This is a genomic window from Sphaerotilus mobilis, from assembly GCF_004216565.1.
Lineage (GTDB): Bacteria > Pseudomonadota > Gammaproteobacteria > Burkholderiales > Burkholderiaceae_C > Sphaerotilus > Sphaerotilus mobilis.
In genome coordinates this window covers 552,624-568,549 of record NZ_SGWV01000008.1, presented here as the reverse complement: position 1 = coordinate 568,549, position 15,926 = coordinate 552,624, and the positions used below count along the sequence as shown (strand labels likewise).

Annotated in this window: 12 protein-coding genes; 4 read left to right on the top strand and 8 right to left on the bottom strand. The window is 70.5% G+C overall.

What is annotated here, in order from left to right; all coding sequences use genetic code 11:
- Positions 1–224: 224 nt before the first annotated feature.
- The 7 genes from EV685_RS07825 to dapC all read right to left on the bottom strand — a co-directional run bounded on the left by EV685_RS07825 (position 225) and on the right by dapC (position 7,206).
- Positions 225–1,235, bottom strand: a complete 1,011-nt coding sequence (locus EV685_RS07825; RefSeq protein WP_130481434.1) for a Tim44 domain-containing protein — start codon at positions 1,233–1,235, stop codon at positions 225–227.
- Between the two features lie 159 nt (positions 1,236–1,394).
- Positions 1,395–1,643: an RNA-binding S4 domain-containing protein gene (locus tag EV685_RS07820; protein WP_130481433.1), complete on the bottom strand. Its 249-nt coding sequence runs from the start codon at positions 1,641–1,643 to the stop codon at positions 1,395–1,397.
- Positions 1,640–2,548 (bottom strand): 50S ribosomal protein L3 N(5)-glutamine methyltransferase, encoded by a 909-nt coding sequence (prmB, locus tag EV685_RS07815; protein WP_130481432.1) that lies wholly within the window; start codon positions 2,546–2,548, stop codon positions 1,640–1,642. Before prmB ends, EV685_RS07820 begins: the two co-directional genes overlap by 4 nt.
- Positions 2,549–2,591: 43 nt before the next feature.
- Positions 2,592–3,746, bottom strand: a complete 1,155-nt coding sequence (dapE, locus tag EV685_RS07810; RefSeq protein ID WP_130481431.1) for a succinyl-diaminopimelate desuccinylase — start codon at positions 3,744–3,746, stop codon at positions 2,592–2,594.
- A gap of 68 nt (positions 3,747–3,814) precedes the next feature.
- Positions 3,815–5,038: a PilT/PilU family type 4a pilus ATPase gene (locus EV685_RS07805; protein ID WP_130481715.1), complete on the bottom strand. Its 1,224-nt coding sequence runs from the start codon at positions 5,036–5,038 to the stop codon at positions 3,815–3,817.
- 35 nt (positions 5,039–5,073) lie between these two features.
- Positions 5,074–5,898, bottom strand: coding sequence for a 2,3,4,5-tetrahydropyridine-2,6-dicarboxylate N-succinyltransferase (gene dapD, locus EV685_RS07800; protein WP_130481430.1), 825 nt, complete (start codon positions 5,896–5,898; stop codon positions 5,074–5,076).
- An 87-nt stretch (positions 5,899–5,985) separates the two neighbouring features.
- Positions 5,986–7,206, bottom strand: a complete 1,221-nt coding sequence (dapC, locus tag EV685_RS07795) for a succinyldiaminopimelate transaminase (RefSeq protein WP_130481429.1) — start codon at positions 7,204–7,206, stop codon at positions 5,986–5,988.
- A 143-nt stretch (positions 7,207–7,349) separates the two neighbouring features.
- Between dapC and smc the strand changes: the two genes are divergently transcribed.
- From smc to EV685_RS07780, 3 genes are all read left to right on the top strand, one after another.
- Positions 7,350–10,862: a chromosome segregation protein SMC gene (gene smc, locus EV685_RS07790; RefSeq protein ID WP_130481428.1), complete on the top strand. Its 3,513-nt coding sequence runs from the start codon at positions 7,350–7,352 to the stop codon at positions 10,860–10,862.
- 4 nt (positions 10,863–10,866) lie between these two features.
- Positions 10,867–12,048 (top strand): cell division protein ZipA C-terminal FtsZ-binding domain-containing protein, encoded by a 1,182-nt coding sequence (locus EV685_RS07785; RefSeq protein WP_130481427.1) that lies wholly within the window; start codon positions 10,867–10,869, stop codon positions 12,046–12,048.
- Between the two features lie 146 nt (positions 12,049–12,194).
- On the top strand, positions 12,195–12,674 hold the full coding sequence (locus tag EV685_RS07780) for a helix-turn-helix domain-containing protein (protein ID WP_130481426.1): 480 nt from the start codon (positions 12,195–12,197) through the stop codon (positions 12,672–12,674).
- Positions 12,675–12,685: 11 nt separating this feature from the next.
- On the opposite strand, the gene EV685_RS07775 is transcribed toward EV685_RS07780, so the two are convergent.
- Positions 12,686–13,180 (bottom strand): acyl-CoA thioesterase, encoded by a 495-nt coding sequence (locus EV685_RS07775; RefSeq protein WP_130481425.1) that lies wholly within the window; start codon positions 13,178–13,180, stop codon positions 12,686–12,688.
- 101 nt (positions 13,181–13,281) lie between these two features.
- Between EV685_RS07775 and EV685_RS07770 the strand changes: the two genes are divergently transcribed.
- Entirely contained in the window at positions 13,282–15,651 is a 2,370-nt protein-coding gene (locus EV685_RS07770; RefSeq protein WP_242615474.1) for an ATP-dependent DNA helicase, read from the top strand.
- The last annotated feature ends 275 nt before the right edge of the window (positions 15,652–15,926 follow it).

The following is a 15,926-nucleotide window of genomic DNA, read 5'->3' as shown; positions in this document are numbered from 1 at the left end:
CCCGCGGACCTGACCGTGAAGGTCGACCGCTGGAGGATGAGGGGAAAGAGGAAGGTCAGAGGGGATGAACGAAACAGCATCGCCCCAACGGGTGGGGCGAGCGGCGCGAAGTGTAGCCCAAGGTTGACGCTTGTGCTGCATTGCACCAAGAAAGAAGCCGCCCGGGCGGGCGGCTTCGTCGGGATGTCACGGCCACCGTGGCGGCCGTGAACGGGTCGGTCACATCACTGCGCCTGCTGGATGCCGGCGATGCGCCAGACCTGCGGTGCCGATGCCTCGCGCACCAGGTGCCAGATTTCGTCGAAGGCGGTGGCGGCCGCATCGGCCTCTTCCCGGATGAGGCCGTGGAAGCGCACGCTGACGACGTCGCGGTTGCTCTCGCGGTCGAAGTCGATCACCTGCGCGGCGACCTGTTCGACGTCGGTCTGCTGCGTCTTGCCGCCCCGGTCCTGCAGGTCCAGGCGGATGCTGGCGAACAGCTCGGCCGTCGTGAACTGGCGCAGGTCATCGAGGTCGCCGCGGTCGTTGGCGGTCTGCATGCGGATGAAGATCATCCGGGCGATGCGCTCGAAGGCCGCCGCGTCGAAGTCGGCCGGCAACACCGGCGCCGCGAAGTTGGCAGCGACCGGTGCCAGCGAGGCGCCGGCGGGCGAGCCGCCGTCCATGCGGAAGCTGTCCGCCGCGCTGCCCGGCAGGGCCTCGCGTTGCAGGGCGGGGGCCGATGCAACTGGGCTGACCGCATCGGTGCTGGCGGGCGACGTCCCGGCACCGGCGTAGGCATAGGCCGGCTGGCCCTTGCCCGCTGCCTGCGCCTTGCCGGCACCGAAGCGGCGCACCAGCCAGGTCACCAGGAAGACGGCTGCGACGGCCAGCAGCGCCATCATCAGGAAGTTGGCCACCGCCTCACCCATGCCGAAGTGGCTCAGCAGCGCGGCGATGCCCAGGCCGGCGGCAAGGCCGGCGATCGGGCCCATCCAGTTGCGCTTGGCCGGTGCGGCAGCGGCGCCCGCCGCACCTGCCACGCCGGGCTGGGCTTGCTGGGCCGGTGCGGCCTGCTGGTTCTGCATCGGCTTGGCCGGTGCGCTGTTGATGTCAGCCGGTTGCGAGCGCGCCGGCAGGCTGCGCTGCATGCCGGCCGAACCGCCACCACCCAGACGCTTGGCGGCGTCCGCGTCGACGGTCCAGGTGCCCATTGCCACGGCCACCGCCAGGGCAGCCATCCAGCCTTGTTTCATCGTGTCTTCCTCGGTTTGAAATCGGAGTCTTGTGGAGGTGAGGCCATCGGCCTTGCGCACAAGGGGCCGCCGGGTCGACCGGCCGCAACGCCCTCGTGTCGCCTCAGAGGACGCCAGCTGGCGGAAGTTCCCGCCGGGCGGCCCCTGCTTGCGGGTCGATCAGGCTGGCGTGTCACCCGGCTCCGCGACGATGCGGATGCACTCGCCGCCGAACCGCACCTCGGCGCCCGGGCGCAGCTTGCGGGTCTTGCGATGTTCGACCTCGCCGTCGACGATGACCTCGCCCGCGCCGATCGCGGCCTTGGCCGCGCCGCCGCTGGGCACCAGGCCGCAGACCTTGAGCAACGCGTCCAGCGTGATGTGGTCGCCGCGCACGGCGAAATCGGTGGTGGGGACAGGGGCGTTCATCGCGGTCCGATCAGCGCGTCGCGCGTCAGCAGCAGCACCTGGTCGACGCCGGCGCTGGTCTCAAGCCAGATCGCCGGCAGGCGCGGGAAGGCGGCCTCGAAATAAGGTCGCTCGTGGCCGACCTCGATCACCAGCACGCCGATCTCGCTGAGCTTGCCCGGCGCGTCGCGCAGCAACTGGCGGATGAAGTCCATGCCGTCGACGCCGCCGGCCAGTGCCAGTTCGGGCTCGGCGCGGAACTCCGGCGGCAGCGCCGCCATCGAGCGCGCGTTGACATAGGGCGGGTTGCACAGGATCAGGTCATACGGGCCGCGCACGTCGGCCAGGCCGTCGCTGGCCATCAGCGTGATGCGCTCGGCCAGGTGGTGGCGGTTGACGTTGATGCGGGCGACGTCGAGCGCGCTGGTCGACAGGTCCGAGGCATCGACATGCACGTCCGGAAAGGCCATCGCGGCCAGTACGGCCAGGCTGCCGTTGCCGGTGCACAGGTCCAGCACCTGCTGGGTTCGGTCACTCAGCCAGGTGTCCAGCGCGTGGCCGTAGTCCGGGTTGCCCAGCAGCTCGGCGATGTAGGAACGCGGCACGATGCAGCGCTCGTCGACGAAGAAGGGCACGCCTTGCAGCCAGGCTTCCTTGGTCAGGTAGGCGGCCGGCTTGCGGCTGGCGATGCGTTCGTCGATGACGGCGGCGACGTCGATGACCTGTTCGGCCGAGACGGGTCCGGCCGCCAGTTCGTCGTAGCCGTCCAGCGGCAGGCCGAGTCGCCACATCGTCAGCCAGATCGCCTCGTCGCGGGCGTTGTGGGTGCCGTGGCCGAAGACGACGCCCGCCGCGGTCATGCGGATGGCCATCTGTTCGACCACCTGGGCCAGGGTCGGGCGGTCGCTGGGAACGGGGCTGTTCATCGTGGGATCGGTCTCGGGACGTGTGTGGCTGGCTTGCTGCGGTTCACGCCGCCGGCAGCAGGGTCGCCAGCGTGCGGCGGTAGATCTCGGCCAGCGGCTCGAGGTCGGCCACCGCGCCGTGCTCATCGACCTGGTGGATGGTCGCGTTGATCGGACCGAACTCGACCACCTGCGGGCAGAGGCGGGCGATGAAGCGGCCATCGGAGGTGCCGCCGGTGGTCGACAGCTCGGTCGTGATGCCGGTGACGTCTCGGATCGCGTCCGAGATCGCGGCGATCAGCGCCCCCGGCCGCGTCAGGAAGGGCCGGCCGCCCAGCGTCCAGTCGATGCGGTGTGGCACGCCGTGGCGCTCCAGCACCGCCTGGACCCGCTGCTGCAGCGCCTCGGGCGTCGACTCGGTCGAATAGCGGAAGTTGAAGTCCACCACCAGTTCGCCCGGGATGACGTTGGTCGCGCCGGTGCCGGCGTGGATGTTGGACATCTGCCAGCTGGTCGGCGGGAAGTGGTCATTGCCGGCGTCCCAGTCGGTCGCCGCCAGTTCGGCCAGCGCTGGTGCGGCCAGATGGATCGGGTTGCGGGCCAGGTGCGGGTAGGCGATGTGGCCTTGCAGGCCGGTCACGGTCAGGCGGCCGGAGAGCGAACCACGGCGACCGTTCTTGATCATGTCCCCCAGCGATTTGACAGAGGTCGGCTCGCCAACGATGCAGGCGTCCAGGCGCTCACCACGCGCTTCCAGCCATTCGCAGACCTTGACGGTGCCGTCGACCGACGGGCCTTCCTCGTCGCTGGTGAGCAAGAAGGCGATGCGGCCGACATGCTGCGGGCGTTCGGCCACGAAGGCCTCGGTGGCGACGACCATCGCGGCCAGCGAGGCCTTCATGTCGGCCGCGCCACGGCCGTAGATCTGGCCATCGCGGTGGGTCGGCACGAAGGGGTCGCTGTGCCACATTGCCAGCGGGCCGGTGGGCACCACGTCGGTGTGGCCGGCGAAGACCAGCGTGGGACCGGGCAGGCCGCCGTCGCGCACGGCCCAGAGGTTGTCGACGCGGCCATCGGCCGGGCCGAAGGGCAGGGCGTGCAGCGTGAAGCCGAGCGCCGCCAGGCGATCGCCGATCAGCGTCTGGCAGCCCGCATCGTCGGGCGTGATCGAGCGGCGCGCGATCAACGCCTCCAGCAGCGTGAGGGTGTTCAAGGACATGGCGGATGGGATCGGTGTGGCGGCGCGGCGGGCCGCGCGGCCTGGGTCACTCAAGATTCACGCAGGGATCAGCTCGACGACAGGCCGCCGGACTTGGTCTGGACCGGGCGCAAGGCCGGGTTGCGCCGACCCTTGTTGGCCTGCTGCGCATGCACGTCCAGCGTGATTTCGGTGAAGGACGGCCCTGGCTCGGCCTCGGCCTCGACCTCGGTCGCCTTCTTGCCGCTCGTCTGACCGTTCTGCAGGCGCCAGAGCAGGTTGGTCGGCGAGTCGGCGTTGGTCAGGGCCTCTTCGCGGGTGACCAGGCCTTCGGACAGCAGGCGTGCCAGGTCTTCTTCGAAGGTCTGCGAGCCTTCGGCGATCGAGCGCTCCATCGCATCCTTGATGCCGGCGAAGTTGCCCTGGTCGATCAGCTCGGCGATCAGCTGCGTGTTGAGCAGCACCTCGCAGGCCGGCACCCGGCCGCCGACGACCGCCTTGAGCAGGCGCTGCGAGACGATCGCCTTCAGGCCTGAGGCGAGGTCCGACAGCAGGGCCGGGCGCGACTCGGGCGTGTAGAAACTCATGATGCGGTTGAGCGCATGCTGGCTGTTGTTGGCATGCAGCGTCGACAGCACCAGGTGGCCCGACAGCGCATAGGACAGTGCCGCGCTCATGGTCTCGCGGTCGCGGATCTCGCCGATGAAGATGCAGTCCGGCGCCTGCCGCATGCCGTTCTTCAGGCCGATCTGCAGCGACTGCACGTCGCGGCCGACCTCGCGCTGGTTGACCAGCGATTTCTGGTTGGTGAAGAGGAACTCGATCGGGTCCTCGATCGTCAGGATGTGGCCGGTGACCGTGCGGTTGCGCTGTTGCAGCATCGACGCCAGGGTCGTGCTCTTGCCGCTGCCGGTGGCGCCCACGATCAGCACCAGACCACGCTTGGCGAGTGCCAGCGAGGGCAGGATCTCCGGCAGTTTCAGGCCGTCAAGCTCGGGGATGTCGGTGGGGATGCAGCGGAACACCGCCGCGATCGTGCCGCGCTGCTTGAAGGCCGACAGCCGGTAGCTGGCCACGCCCGGCACGGCCACGGCGCAGTTGAGCTCGCCGGTGTCATCGAGCTCTTCGAGCTGCGTGGCCGTCAGCACCTCGGACAGCAGCTGGCGCGGCTGGACCGGGGTGAGCTGCTCCTGCGTGAGCTGCAGCATCTGCCCATGGATCTTGATCAGCACCGGCATGTTGGCCGAGAGAAACACGTCCGATGCGCGCTTCTCGGCCATCAGCCGCAGGATGCGTTCCATGTTGCGGTTCATGCCGCTGCTCGGGGAGGTGGCCATGCCGGTGTCGATCAGCCGCGAAGCAGGTCGTTGATGCTGGTCTTGGCGCGGGTCTGGGCGTCCACGCGCTTGACGATCACCGCGCAGTACAGGCTGTACTTGCCGTCCGACGAGGGCAGGTTGCCGCTGACGACGACCGAGCCGGAGGGGATGCGGCCGTAGCTCACCTCGCCGGTGGCGCGGTCATAGATCTTGGTGCTCTGGCCGATGTAGACGCCCATCGAGATGACCGAGTTCTCCTCGACGATCACGCCTTCGACGACCTCCGAGCGGGCGCCGATGAAGCAGTTGTCCTCGATGATGGTCGGGTTGGCCTGCAGCGGTTCGAGCACGCCGCCGATGCCGACGCCGCCCGACAGGTGGACGTTCTTGCCGATCTGCGCGCAGGAGCCGACGGTGGCCCACGTGTCGACCATCGTGCCCGAGTCGACATAGGCGCCGATGTTCACGTAGGACGGCATCAGGATCGCGCCCGGAGCGACGAAGCTGCCGCGGCGCGCGACGGCCGGCGGCACCACGCGCACGCCGGTGGCGCGCAGCTCGGCATCGGTCAGGCCGGCGTACTTGGTCGGCACCTTGTCGAAGAAGGTCAAGTCGCCGCTGCCCATGGGCATGTTGTCGTTCAGGCGGAAGCTCAGCAGCACGGCCTTCTTGAGCCACTGGTTGACTTGCCACTGGCCGACACCCTGGCGCTCGGCCACGCGCAGGCGGCCGGCGTCCAGCTCGGCGATGGCGTGGTTGACGGCGTCGCGGACCTCGGCCGGCGCTGCCGCCACGGACAGGTTGGCGCGGTCTTCCCACGCGGCTTCGATGACGGCTTGGAGCTGGCTGGACATGGTGGTGTGGCTCTTGGAGTGGCTGTGGAAATCAGGGCAGGCCCGGCCGCTCAGGACCAGGGCCGGACGCGTCTGGGAGGAGCGGCTTCAGCCCCGTTGTTCGCGGATGAACCGGGCGATGCGCCGGGCAGCTTCGAGGCACTCATCGACCTCGGCGACCAGCGCCATGCGGATGCGGCCGGCGCCAGGGTTCAGGCCGTGCGCCTCGCGTGCCAGGTAGCTGCCGGGCAGAACCGCCACATTGTATTGACGCAGCAGTTCGCGGGCGAAGTCGGTGTCCGAGCCGCCGAAGACCTGGTCGGGCACCTTGGCCCACAGGTAGAAGCCCGCATCGGGCAGGGCCACGTCCATCACCTCGGCCAGCAGCGGCGTGACCTGGGCGAACTTGGCGCGGTACTGCGCCCGGTTGTCGACCACATGGGCCTCGTCGTGCCAGGCGGCGATGCTGGCCTGCTGCACCGGCGTGCTCATGGCGCTGCCGTGGTAGGTGCGGTAGAGCAGGAAGTTCTTGAGGATCTCGGCATCACCGGCCACAAAGCCCGAGCGCAGGCCCGGCACGTTCGAGCGCTTGGACAGGCTGGTCAGCACGACCAGCCGGCGCCAGTCCGTCCGGCCCAGCGCCTGGGCCGCCTGCAGCGCGCCGAGTGGTGGCTCGTCGCGGAAGTAGATCTCGGAGTAGCACTCGTCCGAGGCGATCACGAAGCCGTGCCGGTCGGACAGCTCGAACAGCTCGCGCCACTCATCGAGCGGCACCACCGCGCCGGCCGGGTTGCCGGGCGAGCAGACGTAGAGCAGCTGGGTGCGGGCCCAAGTGGCCGCGTCGATCTGTTTCCAGTCGGCGGCGAAGTTGCGCGCCGGGTCGCTGTTGGCGAACACCGGCGTGGCGCCGCCCAGCAGGGCCGCGCCCTCGTAGATTTGATAGAACGGGTTGGGGCAGACGACCACCGGGCCACCCGCATCGGCATGGGCAGCGGGGTCAAGCACCGTCTGCGCCAGCGAGAACAGCGCCTCGCGTGAGCCGTTGACCGGCAGCACCTCGGTGGCCGGGTTGACCGTCACGCCGTAGCGGCGCCGGACCCAGTCGGCGCAGGCCTCGCGCATCTCCGGCAGGCCGGCGGTGGCGGGGTAGGCCGACAGGCCCGCCAGCGACGTGGCCAGCGTGTCGGTCAGCAGCGTGGGCGCGGCATGGCGCGGTTCGCCGATGCCCAGGCTGATCGGCCGCAGGGCCGGGTTGGGCGTGATGTCCTTGACGAGGGCGCGCAGCCGCTCGAAGGGGTAGGGCTGCAGGCGCTGGAGGAGCGGATTCATGGGGCGGCATTATCGACACGACCCAAGCGGGTCGCGCGCCCGGCGCCGAAGCATGTCGTCACCGGATCGCCGCCATCCCCCCCTGCCAGGCGGTCGGCGCCACAGGGGCCACCGCTATCATCCGGGCCGCTTCCGACTGCCCCATGCGACTGCATTCCATCAAGCTTTCCGGCTTCAAATCCTTCGCCGATCCGACCCATTTCCAGCTGCCCGGTCAGCTCGTGGGCGTGGTCGGCCCCAACGGCTGCGGCAAGTCCAACATCATGGATGCCGTGCGCTGGGTGCTCGGCGAGAGCAAGGCGAGCGAGCTGCGCGGCGAGTCCATGCAGGACGTCATCTTCAACGGCAGCGGCAACCGCAAGCCGGCCGGCCGGGCCAGCGTCGAGCTGGTGTTTGACAACACCGATGCCCGCGCCGGGGGACAGTGGAACCAGTTCAGCGAGATCGCCGTCAAGCGCGTGCTGACGCGCGACGGCACCTCCAGCTACTTCATCAACAACCAGCCGGTTCGTCGCCGCGACGTGCAGGACGTGTTCCTCGGCACCGGCCTGGGGCCGCGCGCCTACGCCATCATCGGCCAGGGCACGATCAGCCGGATCATCGAGTCGCGCCCCGAGGAACTGCGCCTGTTCCTCGAAGAAGCCGCCGGTGTCTCGAAGTACAAGGAGCGCCGCCGCGAGACCGAGAACCGGCTCAAGGACACGCGCGAGAACCTCACCCGCGTCGACGACATCCTGCGCGAGCTGAACAACAACCTGGAGCGGCTCGAAGGCCAGGCCGAGGTCGCCACCCGCTACAAGGGTCTGCAGGACAGCGGCACGCGCAAGCTGCACCAGCTCTGGTTCCTCAAGCACCGCGACGCCAGCACCGAGCAGCAGCGCACCCATGAGGCCGTGCTGACGGCGGGCAACGCGCTGGAGTCGCGCATGGCCGAGCTGCGCCACGTCGAGGCCGAGCTCGAAGACGTGCGCCAGCAGCACTACGCCGCCAACGACGAGCTGCACGCCGCCCAAGGCGCGCTGGCCGAGGCCGCGATGGAGGTCAGCCGGCTGGAAGAGCGCATCCGCCACGTCGTCGAAGGCCGCGCCCGGGCCCAGCAGCGGCTGGCCGATCTGGAGACCCAGGACGCGCAGTGGACCGAACGCGCCGCGTCGGCGGGCGACGAGCTGGAGCAGCTGGCCGGGCAGATCGCCGCCGCCGACGAGCAGGGCGAGATCCTGTCGGCCCAGGCCGAGGACCAGGCCGCCGAGCTGCCGCGCTGGGAAGACGCCGTGCGCGAGGCTCAGCAGCGCGCCAACCTGCAGCGGGGCAAGGCGGCCGAGGTGCAGCAGCAGATCCAGCTGTTGGCCGCGCAGTCGCGCAACCTCGATGAGCGCCGCCGCGAGCTCAACCAGCGCCGTGACCGGCTGGCTGGCGAGCGCCGCAACCTGGTCGCCCCCGACGCCGATCACCTCGCCGACCTGCGTGAGCAACTGGCCGAGGCCGAGGCCCTGCGCGACGAGGCCGACGCCCAGCTGCAGGACCTTGCCGCCGAGGTGCCGGCCCTTGAAGATGAACGCCGAGCGAAGCAGGACGCCGTCAACGCCGAGACTGCCCGCGCCGCCCAGATCAAGGCCCGGCTGGAGGCCTTGCGGGCCTTGCAGGACAAGGTCCAGACCGAGGGCAAGCTCAAGCCCTGGCTGGCCAAACACGGTCTGGACGGCCTGGCCGGCCTGTGGACCCGCGTGCACATCGAGGCCGGCTGGGAGACGGCCCTGGAGGCCGCCTTGCGCGAGCGCCTGGGTGCCCTCGCGGTCGGCCGCATCGAGACCGTGCGTGCCTTCGAGACCGATGCGCCACCGGCCCGTCTGGCCTTCTACACGCCGCCGCAAGGCGCCATCGCCAACACCCACGAGACCCTGTCGCGCCTGAGCGAGCTGCTGCGGCTGGGCGATGCTGGCCTGAAGGCGCTGCTCAACGACTGGCTCGAAGGCGTCTACACCGCCGCCCACCTGGACGAGGCACTGGCCAATCGCCACAAGCTGACCCATGGCGAGGTCATCATGACCCCGGCCGGCCATGCGGTCAGCCAGCATGCGGTGGCCTTCTACGCGCCCGATTCCGAACAGGCCGGCATGCTGGCGCGGGCCCAGGAGATCGAGAACCTCGACCGCCAGGGCCGTGCCCAGGCCCTGCTGGCCGACGAGACCCGCGCTGCCCAGGTCCGTGCCGAGGCGGCCTACACCGACGCCAGCCAGCGCCTGTCGCGCTTGCGCCGTGAGGCCCAGGAGTCCCAGACCCGCGCCCACCAGCTGCAGGTCGAGGTGCTGCGGCTGGGCCAGCAGGCCGAACAGGCCGGACAGCGCCGCAGCCAGCTCGATGGCGAAGTTGCCGAGATCGACGCCCAGCTTGAAGAGATCGAGGAACGCCGCATGACCGGCGAGGCCCGCTTCGAGGAGCTGGACCAGGCTCTGGCGACCGAGCAGGAAGCCCATGCCGAGCTGGAAGAGGCCGTGATCGCCGCCGAGCGCCGGGCGGCCGATGCCCGCGAGCAGCTGCGCCGCACCGAGCGCGAGGCCCAGGAGGCGCAGTTCTCGGTCCGCGCCATGGCCGCGCGGCGTGGCGAGCTGCAACGCAGCATTGAGACCGCCGAGCAGCAGCGCGCCGCCAATGCCCGAAACGCCGAACAGCTGCGCGAGGAACTCGCCCGTTTTGACGATGCCGCCGCCGAAGGTGGCCTGCAGGAAGCGCTGGCCCTGCGCATCGAACGCGAACAGGCGCTCGGCAGCGCCCGCAGCCGTTATGACGACCTGTCCGCGCAGCTGCGCCGGGCCGATGAGCAGCGCATGGGCTTCGAGCGCAGCCTGCAGCCGCTGCGCGACGAGATCACCCGCCTGCAGCTGGAAGAGCAGGCTGCCCAGCTGGGCGGTGCGCAGTTCATGGAACAGCTGCTGGCCGCCGAGGTCGACCTCGCCGCGCTGGCCACGCAGATCGAGGCCGACGCGGTCAAGCTGCATGGCCTGCAGACCGAGATCGACCGCATCAACCGCGAGATCGCCGCGCTCGGTGCGGTCAACCTCGCCGCCCTCGACGAGCTGGCCGCCGCGCGCGAACGCAAGGGCTTCCTGGATGCCCAGAACGAGGACCTGACCCGCGCCATGACCACGCTGGAAGACGCCATCCGCAAGATCGACGCCGAGACGCGCGACCTGCTCAAGGGCACCTTCGACCAGGTCAACGAAGGCTTCGGCCAGATGTTCCCCAGCCTGTTCGGTGGCGGCCAGGCCCGGCTGGTGATGACCGGCGACGAGATCCTCGACGCGGGCGTGCAGGTCATGGCCCAGCCACCGGGCAAGAAGAACAGCACCATCCACCTGCTGTCGGGCGGCGAGAAGGCCCTGACCGCGATCGCGCTGGTGTTTGCCATCTTCTTGCTCAATCCGGCGCCGTTCTGCCTGCTCGACGAGGTCGACGCGCCGCTGGATGACGCCAACACCGAACGCTACGCCCGGCTGGTCAAGCAGATGTCCTCGGGCACGCAGTTCCTCTTCATCTCCCACAACAAGATCGCGATGGAAATGGCCGAACAGCTGGTGGGCGTGACGATGCAGGAACAGGGTGTCTCGCGCATCGTCGCGGTCGACATGGAATCCGCGCTCGCCATGGCGGAGGCCTGAGGCGATGAACACCTTGCAGTTCTGGCTGGGCATCGTCGGCGCGGCCGTGCTCGTGGTGCTGGTTGGCCACTACATCTGGCAGGCACGCCGTGCCGCCGCGATGTCGCCGCGCTCGCCCGAGTCCCGGCTGGCGCCCGCACCGCAGGCGCGCACTGCGCAGGAACCGACCTTCGGCGCAGCGCCCGCCCCACGCGGCCCGGCGATGGAGCCGCGCTTCGACGACGTGCCGCTCCGCGAGGCCGACCTGCCGGTGCTCGACGACGAGATCGCCGTACCGGCCGACGCCCTGCCGGCGCGACCGGCGCCCAGTGCCGTGCGCGTCGACCCTGAGATCGGCCTGCCGCCGCTGCGCCGCCATGCCTACGTGCCGCGCATCGACGCGCTGATCGACGGCATCGCCAGCCTCGGCTTCGAGGGCCGGATCTCCGGCGAGACGCTGTTGCAGCACCTGCCGACCACCCGCCGTGCCGGTGGCAAGCCCTTCCTGATCGAGGCCCGCGACGTCGTCAGCGGCGACTGGGAGGCACCCCAGCCCAACGCCTGGTACGACGAGGTCCAGGCCGGTGTGCAGCTGGCCAACCGGGTCGGCCCGATCAATGAGATCGAGTACTCCGAGTTCGTCCAGAAGATCCAGGCCTTTGCGGACGCCATCGGCGCCATGCCCGACTTCCCCGACATGCTCGACGTGGTCGCGCGCGGCCGCGAGCTCGACGCCTTCGCCAGCGGCCACGACGCCCAGCTCGCGATGCGCCTGCGCGCCCGCAAGGCCGCCTGGCCGATCGGCTGGGTGGCCCAGCATGCGGCTCGGCATGGCTTCATCCCCGGCGCCACCGCCGGCCGGCTGGTGCTGCCCTCGTCCGAGGAAGGCGCCCCGCCGATGCTGGCGCTGCAGTTCGACGCCCAGGCCGCCATGGCCGACAACGCCCGCGACGCCCAGGTCGCCGAGATCACGCTGATGTTCGACGTGCCCCAGACGCCGGCCAGCGACGAGCCCTACAACGCCTGGTGCGCGGCCGGCCAGGCGCTGGCCATCGCGCTGGATGCCCAGGTCTCCGACGACCAGGATCAGCCGCTCAAGCCCGCTGCCTTCCCGCAGATCGGCGAGGACCTGGCGCAGCTCTATGCCGAGCTGTCCGAACGCGACCTCGCCGCTGGCTCGCTGGCGGCGCGGCGGCTGTTCAGCTGAGGTGCCCGGCGCTGCGCCGGCATCGGTCGTCGCGGTGACGTCGTGGTGCTGTCGGGTGACTGTCGTGGTGCTGTCGTGGCCGCAACGACAGGGTTCGGGAATGCTGCGAGCCTCGACAACGAACCCCACGCGACAGGTCCACGGTCATGAACCACTCGATCCAGAAGATGCGGCTGCAACGCGGCTGGTCCCAGCAGCAACTGGCCGACGCGGCCGGGCTGAGCGCCCGCACCATCCAGCGCATCGAGGCCGGCGCCAGCGCCAGCACCGAGACCCTGAAATCCATCGCGGCGGTGTTCGAGGTCGATTTCTCGACCCTCGAACCGGAGCCTGCCATGTCTGCCACCCCCATCGACCCCCGCCAGCGCGAGGAAGCCGACGCCTTTGCCCACGTCCGCCGCCTGCGCGGCTTCTACGCCCACGCCGCCAAATACGTGCTGGTCATCAGCATCCTGGTGGTCGTCAACCTGGTCACCCGACCGCAGCACCTCTGGGTGCTGTGGGTGATCGGCGGCTGGGGCATTGGCCTGCTGTCGCACGCGCTGGCGGTGTTCCGGCCGGTGCGCTGGTTCGGGCCCGAATGGGAACGCGCCCAGGTCGAGAAGCGGCTTGGCCGACCCTTGTAGCGCGCCCTGTCTCAGTCCGGCTCGGCGGTCTGCGAGCGCACCTCGTCGAAGCGCGCCCGGAACTCCTGCCGCAGCTGGCGCCGCAGCTCGGCGGCGGCGTGGCGGCGGCGCTCATCGGGCGAGAACGGCCGCAGCGGCGGCACCTCGATCGGCTTGCGCTCGTCATCGACCGCCACCATCGTGAAGAAGCAGCTGTTCACATGGCGCTTCTCCTGCGTGCGGATGTTCTCGGCGATCACCTTGATGCCGATCTCCATCGACGTGCGCCCGGTGTGGTTGACGCTGGCGAGGAAGCTCACCAGATCGCCCACATGCACCGGCTGGCGGAACATCACCTGGTCGACGCTGAGCGTGACGACGTAGCGCCCGGCGTAGCGGCTGGCGCAGGCGTAGGCGACCTGGTCGAGCAGCTTGAGGATGGTGCCGCCGTGCACGTTGCCGGCGAAGTTGGCGGTGTCGGGCGTCATCAGCACCGTCATCGTGAGCTGGTGGGCAGGCAGGTCCATGGTCGGGCAGGGCTCCGGGGGCGTCGCGAGGCGCGCAGTCTAGGTGCCGGGCCGTCATGCAGGCCTTGTGCCAAGTACGTATCCGCAGCGGGGAGCCGCCGTTGAACGCCGACCGACCTGCGCCGGGCAACATCGACACCGGCGAGGGCCCGCTGCATGTGCTCGCCGTGCGTGCCTTGTGCGAACTGGTGGCCCGACGCGGTGACCTGGACCTGCGCAACACGCCCGCGCCGACCGCGCAACAGGGCCAGGACGGCCATGCGCTGATCGCCCGTCGGCGCGGGGCGCAGCGCCTGAGCGAGGTCGCCCTGAGCGCCCGCCACGGCGACCTGCTGGTGCGTGGCCGCGCCGATGGCTGGGACCCGGGCGCGCGCCGGCTCGAAGAGGTCAAGACCCACCGCGGCAAGCTGGCGCGCCAGAACCCCGGCCAGCGCGCGCTGCACTGGGCCCAGGCCCAGGTCTACGGCTGGATGCTGTGCCAGACCGAAGGGCTGGATGCGATCGAGCTGGCGCTGGTCTACCTTGACGTCGACCACGGCAGCGAGACCGTGCTGGTCGAGGCCCACACCGCCGAGGCCTTGCGCATCCACTTCGAGACGCTGTGCGAGCGCGCGCTGGCCTGGGTCCGCGCCGAGGCTGCGCACCGCACCGCCCGCGATGCGGCGATGGCCACGCTGGCCTTCCCGCATGCCGACTTCCGACCCGGCCAGCGCGCCCTTGCCGAGGCCGTCTACAAGGGCGCCAAGGGCGGCAGGACCTTACTGGCGCAGGCGCCCACCGGCATCGGCAAGACGGTCGGCACGCTGTTTCCGCTGCTCAAGGCCTTGCCGGCGGCCAAGCTGGACCGGGTCTTCTTCCTGACCGCCAAGACCTCCGGCCGGGCGCTGGCGCTGCACGCCCTGACAACGCTGCGCAGCCACGCCGCAGGCGCGGAGCCCACGCCGCTGCGGGTGCTCGAACTGGTCGCCCGCGACAAGGCCTGTGAACACCCGGACAAGGCCTGCCACGGCGAATCCTGTCCGCTGGCACGCGGCTTCCATGACCGCCTGCCCGGCGCCCGCGAGACCGCCTGCCACTTGCCCGACTGGTCGCGCGAAACGCTGCGCGCCCACGCGGCCGCGCACCAGGTCTGCCCCTACTACCTGGCCCAGGAACTGGCCCGCTGGGCCGATGTGACGGTCGGCGACTACAACCACTACTTCGACAGCAGCGCGCTCCTGCACGCGTTGACGCAGCAGGAGGACTGGCGCGTCGCGCTGCTGGTTGACGAGGCCCACAACCTGATCGAGCGAGCCCGCGCGATGTACAGCGCCAGCCTGTCGGGCGAACAGATCCGCCGCACCCGGCTGAACGCGGCCGGCGAGGTCCGCAAGGCGCTCGACAAGGTCCAGCGGCGCTGGAAGGCCCTGCTGGTCGCCCACGGTCTGGCGGCCGCCAAGGCCAAGGCCGGTGTCGACGCGCCCGCGCTGACGACCGAGGACTACCTCCTGCTCGACCAGCCGCCCGAGGAACTGGTCGAAGCTCTGCAGGCCGCCGCCACCGCCGTCATCGACCGCCTGGTCGACGCGCCCGATTCGGTCGACCCCGGCCTGCTGCAGTTCGGCTTCGACGCCTTGCAATGGGTCCGGCTGGCCGAGGTCTTCGGCACGCACACGCTGATCGATCTGGAGCGGGTGAAGGGACGCCGCGCCGAGCCCGACGACATCCGCCTGACCCTGCGCAACGTCGTGCCCGCGCCGCACCTGCGGCCCCGCCTGGCCGCCGCCCACAGCCTGACGCTGTTCTCGGCCACGCTGCAGCCGCCGGCCCATCACCAGACCCTGCTGGGCCTGGACGCGGACAGCGGCTGGCTCGACGTCGCCGCGCCGTTCTCGGCCGACCAGCTGGCGGTGCATGTCGCCGCCGACGTGTCGACCCGCTGGCAGCACCGCGAACGGTCCTTGCCCCGCGTGGTGGCCCGCATCGCCGCCCAGTACCGGGCGCGCCCGGGCCATTACCTGGCCTTCTTCAGCAGCTTCGACTACCTCGCCCAGGTCCACGAGGCCCTCTCCCGCGACCACCCCGACCTGCCGCTGCGGGCCCAGCGTCGCGGCATGAGCGAGCCCGAACAGGCCGCCTTCCTGGCCGGCTTCGACGCCGGCGGACGTGGCATCGCGCTGGCCGTGCTGGGCGGCTCCTTCGCCGAAGGCATCGATCTGCCCGGCGACCGCCTGATTGGCGCCTTCATCGCCACGCTGGGCCTGCCGCAGGTCAACCCGGTCAACGAACAGATGCGCGAGCGCCTCGACGCCCTGGTCGGCGACGGCTGGGACGCGACCTACCTCTACCCCGGCCTGCAAAAGGTCGTCCAGGCAGCCGGCCGCGTCATCCGCACGACCCAGGATCAGGGCGTGCTGCACCTGCTGGACGACCGCTACGGTCGCGCCGAGGTGAGGGCGCTGCTGCCGGCGTGGTGGCGGGTGGAGGGGTGAGCGGTCGGCATCGCTGGGTGTGGGCGGCCCATCGGCACCAGCCCGTCGGACACCCAGGTGTCCGACCTACCGGGCCAGCGTCGCCGGAGGGCGGCGTGTCATCACGCCTGTCCGAGCGCAGGCGGCGACCAAGGTCTCCGGTAGGTCGGACACCCCGTGTCCGACGGGCTGGTGCCCACAGCCACCGATCCAGAACGTTGACCACCGCGCCAACACCGGCCGGGTAGGACAACCCAGCGCGTTCGACACGGTTGCAGGTTGGAGGCCCATCGGCA